This window comes from Aliifodinibius sp. S!AR15-10 (assembly GCF_031569985.1).
GTDB lineage: Bacteria > Bacteroidota > Rhodothermia > Balneolales > Balneolaceae > JAMQKA01.
In genome coordinates this window covers 68,816-81,770 of the sequence record NZ_JAMQKA010000010.1, presented here as the reverse complement: position 1 = coordinate 81,770, position 12,955 = coordinate 68,816, and the positions used below count along the sequence as shown (strand labels likewise).

Below are 12,955 nucleotides of genomic sequence, written 5' to 3'. Positions count from 1 at the left end.
CGAAGATCGCTGAATCCCTCGCAATGACAGTTTTATGTCGAACTGACGTTAATTAGTTATCAGCAAGCTGAATCGTCACCTTAATCCGTTCGGAGAGAGTTCCATAATCATACTCATCATCAACCTCTCGAACATTTGGATTGGGATCTTCCGGCCCGGTATCCAGGTCTGATTGCCGTAGCACCTGGTTGGGTCCTACACCGGGCTCTTCATTTATTTCAGTACCGGCATCCCAAAGCAACAGTTGGTCTGTCACATCGCCTGTGACTGGAGTCCCCTGGCTAAACAAGGAGATGCCCTTTTCTTCCGGGCCGTAAAAAAGGTCGTTAGACTGCACGTACATCGTGGCAAATGTCAAGCGATCACCCCGGTGAGCCGTAAACGTAAATTGATACTTCTCCCCGGGCAGCAGTGGACCGGGTTCGCTGGATCCCACCGGTTGATTAAATGCTCCGCTTGCCTTGACTCTCTCTTCTGAGGATAGCACCGAAGCCAGCATCGCAGGCTGTCCGTCTTCCGCAATTGCTTCAATACCATTGTCGGGCGCCGGTTTTCCAGCCCTAAATACGGGATTATTCCCTACATAAACAGCAAATGCGCCCGGTGAAAGGGGTACCGTCAGCCCAGTATCCTCTGCTAAACTCATAGCAAGTTCGCTGGGGTTGCCATCCTCAGCAATCGCTTCCAGGCCATCCCCGTAATCGGGTTCCCCCAGCGTATACAACAGTCCCGATTGACTCGAATTGTGAACCAACCAAGTGCCGGGAGAAAGCAACGCCGGTTTACTACCCTCCGAGGTTTGCAGCGTATTCTCATCAGATACGTTTTCTATTCGCACCATAAACCCATGATCACCGGTAGATGTCAGCGTAACCTGGATCATATCTTCATTGGGAGGTAAATCCATGTCATCCACCAGCCGAACATTGGGGTCATCATCGTCTGGACCGGTGTCAGGACCGCTTTGGCGGGGTGCCTGGTTATCGCCTACGCCTACCTCCTGGTCCTCTTCCGTACCCACATCATAGAGGTCTATCTGCGCCGTGACATCACCAGTCACCTGTGAACCATCCTGGTTGTAGAGCGCAATGCCATCCTCATCCGTGGCAAAAATCCAGTCGTTCGACTGGGCAAACATGGTAGCCAGGGAAAGGTGGCTGCCAACTGGTGCCGTAAATTCGAACTCATAAGCCGCTCCCGGCATTAGTGGTCCCGGGTCAGAGGCCCCAACAGGCGTGTTAAAAGCGGAACTTTTAAAGATGGGATACACCTGACTTACATTTTCAATGGTAACTTCATAAGTAGCGATCGGCGTTTCATCCTTTGTCATATCATGACAGGATACAAGTGCCAGTGAGAACAGTGGCAATAAACAATAAATTAACGAGTGTTTTAGTGATAGATTCATAACGGTTTACCTTTTGGATTAAAATGAAAGTATATCCTATAGGTAAGCATGAGGGCGGGAGAAGGTATCACAAAATTCTAACGAATCGTTTACATATCTTTAACAAAATTATTCATAGAGGCCTTTGCAAAACCGGGCAGTCATCCTGAACGTAGTGAAGGATCTCCATTTAACGGTATCAATCGGATTCAGGAGATTCTTCGACGGGCTCAGAATGACGAAGTCGTAGGGTTTTGCAAAGCCCTCTCATAAGAACCCTTAATTCGGAGATATGAGATTTACATTTGTTACCATCTAGCCAACTGATCAACCCCTGGCGCACGTTTGCAACTTGTGCCTACTAAGTACCACAGAGATACGCAAAGAACTCACAAAGAACCACAAAGTCTTTTGTTACTTTGTTTACCTTCACGCCTACTTTGTGTCACTCTCTGTAATAATGCGGGGCCCTGGGAGTCTGTCGGACTAAGCAGTTCTAAGATTGCTACATTTCTTTTTGCGGTTGGTTTATTGAGCAAAACTATTGTTTGGACATATTTTTTCCCCACCTGGCGCAAGTTTGTAACTTGTGCCATTGCAAGCTGCTACTGTTTTGTACTGGTCCATGTTCCGGTAGTGGAGAATTTCCGGAATCCAATCAGTGCGTTTCCCTCCCTGCAACAGCGGTTTTCTGTTGGAGGGGATAGGGATGGGTCCCCTAAAGGCTAATGCTCAATGGCTTTACTACTACTTCATTCGGTGCCGGGAACCACCACCTGCCTGTCCTTCTAACCACAACCGGGTTGTCCTTACTGCCCGACCAGCCTGATATTGCCATCTCAGCCTTCCCGATATGATGATATCATGCTCTCTAATATAGTAATATCACACGGTCTGATATTATAATATCATTCTCCTTGATATAGTAATATCGTACAGGATGATATACTAATATCGGGCAGTATGATAGGAGTATATCGGACACCGTGATATAGTAATATCATGCACCCTGATATGGTCATATCACACATTCGGTGCTTATAAGGGCAGGCAGGCCGAGCAGTATGCTCCATTAAAGCTGAGTAGTAAAGAACAAACCAATCAGCCGATAAGAGGTAAGAGCACGATGCATCGTGTCCCAACAAACTACAGATTGGCCAGATTATCTCCCACCTGGCGCAAGTTTGCAACTTGTGCCATGCAAGCTGCCAACTGCTTTGTACTGGTCCAAGTTACAAACTTGAACCGGTAGTCATATGACGTCCAGGCGTTCTTCTTTTGAGAAGAGTCTTTTTAGACAGACTCAGAGAACAAGAGAGGGTCACTATAAGGACTAAACTTTTCCGACTGGCGGAAAACAGAAAAGCCCCCGGGATCAACCGGAGGCTTTCAACTGTCGTTGTGGTGTTTGGCTTTTAACCTCTATTCCAATGTGAATTGAACCATCACAATATTTTCATTTGAGTCAAATACGGGAGGATCATCCGGGTTCTCATCATTGGCGTCAAAGTCATAGCTTCCGTTGCTGTTGCTGTCGATATGCAGCATCGCCCACAACTTCTCACCAGACTCAATAGACTCACCTTCATCAAGGTTGATCGTCAGATCGCCATTGGTGCCGGTATAAACATCTGTTTTTCCAATAATGCCCGATACATCGGGTGCGTCATTTCCGTTGCCATCCTGGGTATTTCGGTGGATAACTACAAATCCGCGCTGCATCGCATTGGCTTCCGCAATGGCTATATCACTGTCAGCGGCCTGATCATTTGCCACTACGCTTGCCGTTGAACCGGAAACAGTTATAGGCGTCATCAGTATGGAGCCGTCGATAATCATCGGCAGATCCTGGGTGCCTGTTCCATCAAATTCATACTCGCCCTTGACACCGGTATCGAAGTGAACCATAGGCCAGAGTTGCTCACCATCCGTTACAACAGAGTCACCAAATGAGATCATAACATCTTCATTCATGCCTGCGTCAATTTTTGTCTTACCGATGATAGCGGGAACCATTGGCCCATCACCTGCCGTGCTTGTACGGTGAACGACGACCCACCCATCGGTTGAGGCATCAACATCAACAGAAATGCTGTTATCCATTAAAGTTTGATCCATTGCCGTCAACGTTGACTGGTTTTCCAGGACCGTAAATGAGCTCAGCACAATATTCCCGTCAAACAGTACCGGTTGGTCCAGTCCGCTGCTCCCGTCGAATTCATACTCCCCTTTGGTTCCGGTGTCATAGTGCAGCATCGGCCAGAGGGTTTCGCCCGCTTCAACAGTTTCACCGTCATTCAGAGGGATAAACACATCGGTGTTGGAACCGGCTGATACTTGCGTCTTGGCAATAATTTCAGGTACCTGGGGACCATCACCGGCTGAGTTGGATCGATGAATGACAATCCAGCCATCTTCAGCTGCATCTACATTGGTTGCAAAAACGCCGCCTTTATTGACTTGGTCTTCCGACATTACAGCGGGATCAGTCTGACTAATAACGAATGATTTCGTGAGGATTTCTCCATTTACCGTCACGGGTTGATCCGGTGAGTCACTGCCGGTAAACTCATATTCTCCCTGTGCTCCGGTATCCTGGTGCAGCATCGCCCATAGGGTTTCCCCGTCGGATACGCTTTCTTCAAGCTGAATGCTTACATCAGAATTGGCACCCGCATCCACCATCGCTTTACCAATGATATCCGGTACCTGGGGGCCGCCGTCTGCATCCCGGTGAATAACAACCCAGCCAGACTCTTCAATCATCAGGGAAGGAATGGTGACTTGGTTTCCATTACTGGTTCCCTGGTCCTCCACGGAGAGCTCCGAGGGATTCATGTCGCCATCGCCATTATCTTCCTCGCCGTTCATTCCTGTTCCGTTATCGCTACATGCCGATACTGCAAAAAGCACCGCCACGCAGAATGCCATAGGTTTAAGTAATTGTTTCATAGTTGTCTGTAGATTTTGTGATTATTAACTATTCACTACACACAACGGAAACTTTTGAAGGGTGGATTGGGGTAATTCCAATTTTTCATGCCGCCCCAAAAATCATTTAATTTATGGGCTTAGGCACTATAAACACCGATATAAAAGTTAAACATGAACTATCTCATCATCCCACATCAATATTTTCCAGGATATTTGAGCGTTTTGTGTTCGAACTGTTCATTGATGAGATCTAATAGATTCTTTGAGGTTTGAGAAAATCCACAGACCAGTGTCGCAAATGCGTATGGGGAACAGGCCCTCCAAAGAATGTTGAAAAGGGAGATGCTTATAAAGTTCGCCTCTCCCATTTGAAATGTGTTAACTCATTTTTCTAATGATTTAATTAATATTACAAAGATCTCAATTCTACTTGTATGCAATAGCTAATGAGACATACTTAACGTTTGAGTGATAGAAAGCGGGCATTGACAGCCACGATAACGGTACTTAACGACATCAGCACTGCACCGACGGCTGGACTCAAAACAATTCCGAAGCCAGAAAGGACGCCCGCTGCAAGGGGAATAGCAAACGCGTTGTAGCCGGTGGCCCAAAGCAGATTTTGTACCATCTTTCGGTAGGTCGTCTGGGCCAGCCCTATTACGGCGGCCACATCTTTAGGATTGCTTTGAGTGAGAATAATATCACCCGTCTCTACGGCCACATCCGAGCCAGTACCGATCGCAATACCCACATCAGCCTGGGCCAGGGCCGGGGCGTCGTTTACGCCATCGCCGGTCATGGCAACCTTGAGGCCACGGTGTTGCACCTCTTTTACTTTGGCTGCCTTCTCCTCGGGCAGCACTTCAGCGAAGTAGTCATCAAGCCCAAGCTCGTTAGCGACAAAAGCTGCTGTCTGCTCATTATCACCGGTTAGCATCATCGATTGGATACCCATGGAATGCAGCTGCTCGATGACCTGCCGGGAGTCTTCTCTAATCTTGTCTCCCAGTGCAATGGCTCCAGTGAGTTGATCTTCAATCAATACAAATACCACCGTTTTTCCCTGGCTGGAAAGTTGCTCAAATTCATTTCCTGGTAAACGTATATCCTTTTCACGCAAAAAGCCGGGACTTACAACTTTAACCCGTTTGCCATCCACACGTCCTTCAATGCCCTTTCCGGTAATGGAATTGAATTCATCAACCTTCATCAACCCTGTCGCTGCATTAACGATTCCTCTGGCTATCGGATGCTGGGAGTTTTGTTCCAGTGATGCCGCCAGTTGCAACAGCTCATTTTCATCATACTGCCCATTCAGTGTGACGATATCGGTTACCCCAAACTCCCCGTAGGTCAGCGTCCCGGTCTTATCAAAGATGACGGCTCCCAAGCTTCGCGCTTCTTCAAATGCCGTACGATTCCTGATCAGGAATCCATTTTGTGCTGCCAAACTTGTGGAGACAGCAACGACGAGCGGGACGGCCAATCCGAGTGCATGCGGACAGGCGATCACCATGACCGTGACGGTTCGCTCCAGTGCAAAAACAAAATCCTCCGAGGTGAAGAATGTCCATGCAAAAAAGGTGATGGCTCCCGCTCCGAGTGCGACGAGGGTCAACCAGAATGCAGCCCGATTGGCCAGGTCCTGCGTTCGCGATTTACTCTCCTGGGCCTCCTTGACCAGCTTAATGACTTGTGAGAGAAAACTGTCCTCACCAGTCCGATTGATCTCAATACTTAAGGAACCTTCTTCATTGATGGATCCACCGATCACATCGTCACCTTTTCCTTTTGATACCGGCTTTGATTCGCCGGTCATCAGTGATTCATTGACCGAACTTTTGCCGTCAACAACCACCCCGTCGGCTGGAATCTTTTCACCGGGCTTAACCAATACTCTCGTTCCTGTTGTCAACTCCTCCAGCGGAATATCTTTTGTGGAACCGTCTTCCTGAAGAAGGTGGGCTTCAGAAGGCATAAGTCGAGCCAGCTCTTCCAGCGCTCGTGAGGCTCCCATCACCGACTTCATTTCGATATAGTGACCAATCAGCATAATGTCGACCAGTGTAGCCAGTTCCCAGAAAAAAACCTGCCCATCTACAACGAAGACCACAAGCGTACTATAGAGATAGGCTGCTGAGATGGCAATGCCGATCAGGGTCATCATGCCGGGTGCTCGTTGCTTCATTTCACGGACCAGTCCATTTAGAAAAGGCTTCCCCCCGTAAAAGAAGACGATGGTTGACAGGGCAAACGAGAGGTAAGTATCCCCGGGAAATCGCAGTACTTCTCCAATCCCCACCATATCTTGCAGCATGTGAGAGAGTGCCAGTATAGGGATGGTTAAAAGCACTGAAATCCAGAATCGCTTCAGAAAATCCTCAAGCATGTGTCCCTCATGTGACCCTTGATGTCCAGTATGGGATTCCTCGCTCTTTTCTCGTATGTCTGAGTTGGAAGGATCTGGTTTTACATTTTTCCGATGATGATGTTCATGCATTATGTGGTCCATAACTATTTCACTCATGATTATTAAGCTCTGTATCTAAAATCTTAAAGCTTTGAGTGGCAGACTTAATAAAATTCCTGCTAAGATGTATGAAATTTTTAGATCGTGAATCCGAGATTGCATCCACACAATATTTTTCGATATCTTCAGTTTGTTATTTTCAGAATTAAAACGGTAGATGAATAAAACTTCCAAGACATATCGCTTGATTGCTATCCTGACGGGGCTCTTGCTCGTGGCAGGAATTAGCACACCCACTGCAATTGCAAAGTATTGCGGTATGTCTGACCATGCTGCTGCTTCAGTTGAACATCACGAGCATCATTCCGAGCAGCATAAACATCATTCTGACAATGCCGGAGATACCGATTGTGATCTCGGCTTCAACTGCAGCTGCTGTGTTGACCAGAGTGTGGTTAATCGTGCGACCAACACCCTGACGAGAGTTAAAGCCGATATAATTACCACGGTTATCGATATCCTGGATCAAACCGATCCGGCCACTACATCCACCCAATTTACCTACCTTCATACTGAAGCGGGCGATTCCTCCCCTCCCATCTTTCTGAAGAACAGCTCCTTTCTGAATTAGTCTAAGTCTCTTATCAACTGGCTTTGATGTAAATCAACGCCGTCTTACGCAATACGCATACTGACTGTATTTCGTGCACGCAGTGCGTATTCCCAATGCCCAAGCTCAAAGATTTTAGACTAATTCAATTATCGATGCTAGATAAAACAATCCGCTTTTTTCTCGAAAATAAGCTCGTCGCCGTGCTGATGCTGCTGGGCTTTGTTGCCTGGGGTATGGCCGTGGCGCCATTTTCATGGGATATCGAATCGCTGCCGCGCGACCCTGTTGCAGTGGACGCGATACCAAACCTCGGTGAAAATCAGCAGATCGTCTATACTCGGTGGCCCGGCCGTTCACCACAGGATGTGGAGGACCAGATCACCTATCCCCTGACCACGCAGTTGCTGAATGTACCGGGCGTGCGATCAGTGCGCAGCAACTCTATCCTGGGAATGTCCAGCATCTACGTCATTTTTGAAGAAGATGTGGATTTCTACTGGAGTCGCTCCCGTATACTCGAAAAACTGAACTCTTTGCCCTCTGGCACGCTGCCCGACGGCGTCCAACCTTCACTCGGCCCCGATGCCACGGCACTTGGGCAAATTTTCTGGTATACGCTTGAGGGCCGCGATTCAGAAGGCAACCCTACCGGCGGGTGGGACCTGCAGGAACTGCGCTCTATCCAGGATTTTTACGTGGGATACGGCCTCTCTTCAGCTGAGGGCGTTTCAGAAGTAGCCCCAATCGGGGGACACGTGAAGGAATACCAGGTTGATGTGGATCCCGAGGCGATGCAGGTGCACGGCATCACAATGAACGACATTTTCCAGGCTGTCAAAAGCAGTAATGCGGAAGTTGGCGCCAGAACCGTCGAGCTAAACAATGTGGAGTACTTCGTTCGTGGACTCGGCTACATCAAAAACCTGGAGGATATTGAACAGGCGGTCGTTGCCAATCGTAATAATGTGCCGCTCCGCATCGAGGATGTGGCGCATGTGAGCACCGGCCCAGCCCTGCGCCGCGGAGTGCTGGATAAAGGCGGGGCGGAAGCTGTGGGGGGAGTAGTTGTAGCCCGTTACGGCGAAAACCCGATGAAGGTGATTGAAAACGTCAAAGCCCAGATCAAGGAAATCTCCCCCGGACTTCCGACCAAAACCCTCGATGATGGTACCGAATCAAAAGTTACCATTGTGCCGTTTTACGATCGCGCGGAGCTGATCAACGAAACGCTCGGTACACTGGAAGAAGCTCTGAACCTCGAAATCCTGATCACGATCATCGTAGTGGTCGTGATGGTCCTCAACCTGCGCAGCTCATTCCTTATCTCCGGGATGCTGCCACTAGCCGTACTGATGACTTTCATCGCCATGAAGCTGGGCAATGTGGATGCCAATATCGTGGCCCTTTCCGGCATAGCCATTGCCATCGGTACGATTGTGGATGTGGGCGTCATCCTTTCGGAGAATATGCTCAGGCATATTGAAGAAGCGGATAATCCCGATAAGGCCGGGCTGCTTGAAATTATCTTCCGCGCCACCAGCGAGGTTGCTTCTGCCGTTTTTACCGCCATCGCCACCACGATTGTTAGTTTTCTCCCCGTGTTTACCATGGTCGCCGCTGAAGGCAAGCTGTTCCGCCCGCTGGCCTACACCAAAACCTTCGCACTGATCGCCTCCATCATCATCGCGATCACGCTTATCCCGCCGTTTGCCCACTGGTTCTTCTCGATCAAGATTCGCCGCAAACTTGTCAAGCTATTGTGGAACAGCGCGTTGTTTGTTGCAGGGATCTTTGTCCTGTTTACGGGGCCGTCGTGGGCAGGATTTGCACTAATAGGCTTTGGCCTGATCAACGGCCTCCCACTGGTGATTGAGCACCCAGCCACTCGATACCAGGAAGTGGCAAATAACACATTGATAGTACTCCTTGTCTCATATCTATTGACAAGGGCCTGGCTGCCCCTCGGTCCTTCGGTCGCCTTTTTCTGGAACCTGTTTTTTGTGGGATTACTCCTTGTCCTAATCCTTGGTACCTTCTACCTGGTCGTCAAATATTATTCCGATATGCTGGGATGGTTCCTTGAGCACAAAGTCCTGTTTCTCTCCATACCAACCGCACTTGTAATATTGAGCATGGTAATCTGGCTCGGATTTACCTCGGTATTCGGTTTCGTGGCCAAAGGGCTTGACGTTGTTGGTGTCAACATCCGGACCACACAGGTATGGATCGCAGCTGACCACGCGTTCCCCGGGCTTGGTGAGGAATTCATGCCACCACTCGACGAGGGCTCGTTCCTGTTGATGCCCACCACTATGCCGCATGCGGGCATCGAACAAGCCAAGGAGTACATGCAGCTGATCGATATGCGGGTCTCCTCAATCCCGGAAGTTGAAAACGTCGTTGGTAAAATGGGTCGTACAGAATCCGCGCTTGATCCCGCTCCTACGTCCATGTTTGAGAATGTGATCACGTACAAATCGGAGTACAAGACTGATGCCAATGGCCGGCGCATCCGGTATAGCGTGGATGATAATGGGGAATTTGTCCGCGATGAGCAGGGCAATCTCGTTCCGGATTCCAACGGCAAATACTACCGGCAGTGGCGCGACCATATCGAAAGTCCGGATGATATTTGGGAGGAGATTGTTAGTGCTACCAAAATTCCCGGCCTTACCTCTGCACCAAAACTCCAGCCCATCGAGACGCGGCAGATTATGTTGCAGTCGGGCATGCGTGCCCCGATGGGAATTAAAGTGAAGGGACCCGACCTTCAGACAATCGAAGATTTTGGCATGAATCTGGAAGAACATCTCAAAAACGTGCCGGGTATCAAGCCAGCGTCTGTGTTTGCCGATCGAATTGTTGGCAAGCCATACCTGGAGGTCGATGTGGACCGTAAAGAGATCGCACGCTATGGCATTTCCATGCAGCAGGTCCAGCAGTATATCGAGGTGGCGCTCGGGGGTGTGAGACTCACCAAAACGGTGGAGGGTCGTGAGCGATACTCGGTTCGGGTTCGATATGCCCGTGAACGCCGGGACGAGCCCTCTGACCTTCAACAGATGCTGGTTCCGACATCCAATGGCCAACAGGTACCCCTGGGACAACTAGCCGAAATCACCTATCGGCAAGGACCACAGGCGATCAAAAGTGAGGATACGTTTCTGATCGGTTATGTGATTTTTGACAGGACGGATGGCTTTGCCGAAGTGGAAGTTGTAGAGAATGCACAGGCCTACCTGCAGGACCAGATCGAACAAGGGAGTCTAACCGTGCCCTCTGGTATCAGTTATGAATTTGCCGGAAGCTACGAAAACCAGGTGCGCGCCGAGAAACGACTCTCTGTAATTCTCCCCATCGCCCTCCTTGTGATTTTCCTCATCATGTACTTCCAGTTTAAGTCCGTGCCGACGACGAGTATGATCTTCAGCAGCATTTTTGTCGCCTGGGCCGGTGGATTCATCCTGATCTGGCTCTACGGGCAGCCGTGGTTCATGGACTTTAGCCTGTTTGGCGAATCGATGCGTGACCTGTTCCAGCTGGGTACTGTCAACCTGAGCATCGCCGTGTGGGTTGGCTTTATCGCGCTGTTCGGTATTGCTGCGGACGGCGGCGTGGTGATGGCTACTTACCTGGACCAGCTCTTCGATCGCAACAAACCGACAACTCCTCAGCAAATTCGAGCTACGGTAATCCGTGCAGGCCAGCGCCGTATTCGTCCTACGTTAATGACCACCGCTACTACCATTCTGGCATTGATCCCTGTTCTCACCTCCACGGGCCGTGGGTCGGATATCATGGTCCCGATGGCGATCCCCAGCGTCGGCGGCATGCTCCTACAGGTAGTGACACTGTTTGTGGTGCCGGTGCTCTACGCGATCTACAAAGAGTGGCAGCTTAAACGTACGCCTCCTGCCCCAGAAATTAGAACCAAAGAACTTGCATACGATGAATAGTCATATAGGAAATATGAAATCCTCGAGAGATATGTATTGTAGACTAACCACAGAGAAAGTACAGAGGATAGCATGTGGGTCGGGAGTGCAACTCCCTTCCAACGGCAGTTTTCATAAAATTAAGGGTGTCACTAATTCGGTCATCCCCCTCAATCCCCCTTCCCCTCAGTGGACGCGGAGCGTCAGGCAGGGTACCGCCGCAGAGCAGCGATACCGAGATAATAAATTTAGAGATTGGAAGCGTAAAAAGAAGTTCACCTTCCATGAGTCTGTCCGACTACTCGCGGGGGGATTGAGGGGGATGGCCCTCCTTCTCATAATAACACTAGCTACGTTCACACAGGTAGAAGCACAAAAAATAAAGAGTGTCTCCAATCCCCAGCTAGAAGAATATCTCCAAGCCGCGGCTCAGAATAACCCGGAACTTAAAGCCTCCTTCAACCAGTACCGCGCATCACTGGAACAGGTTCCGCAGTCCGGTGCCCTTCCCGATCCCGAACTGGCTTTCGGGTACTTCATCAGCCCGATCGAGACCAGGGTGGGCCCACAGACTGCCCGATTTTCCCTGAGCCAGATGTTTCCCTGGTTTGGTACCCTTGGAGCGCGAGAAGGAGTGCGAATCAATGAGGCGAAGGCCCATTTTGAAGAATTCCAAACAGTGCGTAACCGCCTTTTCTACGAGGTGAAATCGACATGGTACGAGCTGTATGTAATTGATGAACAGATTGCCATAATAGAGGAGAATATCAACATCCTGGAATCACTTGAGGAGCTGTCACTGCAAAAACTGGAAACAGCCCGGGGGAGTCAGCCGGACGTACTGCAGGTTCAAATTGAACTTGAGGATCTGCGCATTGACCGCAGCAATTTGCTGGAAGATCGCGACGTGCTGCAACAGGAGTTTACCGAACTCCTCAATACCGATAGTATAGACTTACCGGACCAGATTGAGCTATCTCCTTCAGAGCTTCCTTATAATGAAGAAGAACTGCGTCAAAAGGTGCTAAATCAAAATCCGGGCCTGATACAGCTTTCATTCCGAGAACAGGCTGCCGAGGAATCGATACGAGCAGCGCGACTCGATGGCTTGCCTACATTTGGTGTCGGCTTTGATTATATCCTGACCGATCAACAAGATATGGCAATGATAGACAACGGGAAGGATGCATTCATGGCTCGTGCTTCAATCCAGATACCGCTTTTCAAAGAAAAATACCGTGCCCAAAAACGACAGGCGGAGCTACAAAGAAGTGCCGTTCAGTCGCAACAGATCTCGAAAGAGAACGATTTAATGACCGAGCTTGACCGGGCACTTCGCGACTACCACAATGCCAATCGGAAGCTGAATCTCTACGAGGAGAAGCAGATTAATCGAACTCGGCAAGTCATAAATATCCTGACTGAAGAATATGCCAGTGCGGACACCGATTTCGAGGAGATCCTTCGCCTTCAGCGACGACTGCTGGATTACCAGCGCTCACGAGAGGAGGCTCTGGCCAATCAGAATAAGGCCGTAGCTCAGATTGAGCTGCTTACCGGCAGATATAACATTGATCCTGAAGAACTTGAATACTAGAACCCACGAATTAACC

At 49.4% G+C, this 12,955-nt stretch carries 6 protein-coding genes; 3 read left to right on the top strand and 3 right to left on the bottom strand.

Features of this window, described 5'->3' with window-relative positions:
• Positions 1–52 precede the first annotated feature (52 nt).
• The 3 genes from NC796_RS08790 to NC796_RS08780 form a co-directional block, all read right to left on the bottom strand.
• Positions 53–1,408 (bottom strand): spondin domain-containing protein, encoded by a 1,356-nt coding sequence (locus NC796_RS08790; protein ID WP_310684007.1) that lies wholly within the window; start codon positions 1,406–1,408, stop codon positions 53–55.
• Positions 1,409–2,809: 1,401 nt separating this feature from the next.
• Positions 2,810–4,339: a hypothetical protein gene (locus NC796_RS08785; RefSeq protein ID WP_310684006.1), complete on the bottom strand. Its 1,530-nt coding sequence runs from the start codon at positions 4,337–4,339 to the stop codon at positions 2,810–2,812.
• A gap of 439 nt (positions 4,340–4,778) precedes the next feature.
• Positions 4,779–6,851, bottom strand: coding sequence for a copper-translocating P-type ATPase (locus NC796_RS08780; protein WP_310684005.1), 2,073 nt, complete (start codon positions 6,849–6,851; stop codon positions 4,779–4,781).
• A 160-nt stretch (positions 6,852–7,011) separates the two neighbouring features.
• Between NC796_RS08780 and NC796_RS08775 the strand changes: the two genes are divergently transcribed.
• The 3 genes from NC796_RS08775 to NC796_RS08765 all read left to right on the top strand — a co-directional run bounded on the left by NC796_RS08775 (position 7,012) and on the right by NC796_RS08765 (position 12,939).
• Positions 7,012–7,425 carry a hypothetical protein gene (locus tag NC796_RS08775; RefSeq protein ID WP_310684004.1) on the top strand — a complete coding sequence of 138 codons (414 nt, stop codon included), beginning with the start codon at positions 7,012–7,014 and terminating at the stop codon, positions 7,423–7,425.
• A gap of 134 nt (positions 7,426–7,559) precedes the next feature.
• Positions 7,560–11,363: an efflux RND transporter permease subunit gene (locus tag NC796_RS08770; protein WP_310684003.1), complete on the top strand. Its 3,804-nt coding sequence runs from the start codon at positions 7,560–7,562 to the stop codon at positions 11,361–11,363.
• Positions 11,356–12,939 (top strand): TolC family protein, encoded by a 1,584-nt coding sequence (locus tag NC796_RS08765; RefSeq protein WP_310684002.1) that lies wholly within the window; start codon positions 11,356–11,358, stop codon positions 12,937–12,939. The genes NC796_RS08770 and NC796_RS08765 overlap by 8 nt, the downstream gene beginning before the upstream one ends.
• The last annotated feature ends 16 nt before the right edge of the window (positions 12,940–12,955 follow it).

Bases quoted from the DNA above. Each gene is read 5' to 3' on its own strand.
- NC796_RS08790 (WP_310684007.1), bottom strand. From the start codon at position 1,408: ATGAATCTATCACTAAAACACTCGTTAATTTATTGTTTATTGCCACTG.
- NC796_RS08785 (WP_310684006.1), bottom strand. From the start codon at position 4,339: ATGAAACAATTACTTAAACCTATGGCATTCTGCGTGGCGGTGCTTTTT.
- NC796_RS08780 (WP_310684005.1), bottom strand. From the start codon at position 6,851: ATGAGTGAAATAGTTATGGACCACATAATGCATGAACATCATCATCGG.
- NC796_RS08775 (WP_310684004.1), top strand. From the start codon at position 7,012: ATGAATAAAACTTCCAAGACATATCGCTTGATTGCTATCCTGACGGGG.
- NC796_RS08770 (WP_310684003.1), top strand. From the start codon at position 7,560: ATGCTAGATAAAACAATCCGCTTTTTTCTCGAAAATAAGCTCGTCGCC.
- NC796_RS08765 (WP_310684002.1), top strand. From the start codon at position 11,356: ATGAATAGTCATATAGGAAATATGAAATCCTCGAGAGATATGTATTGT.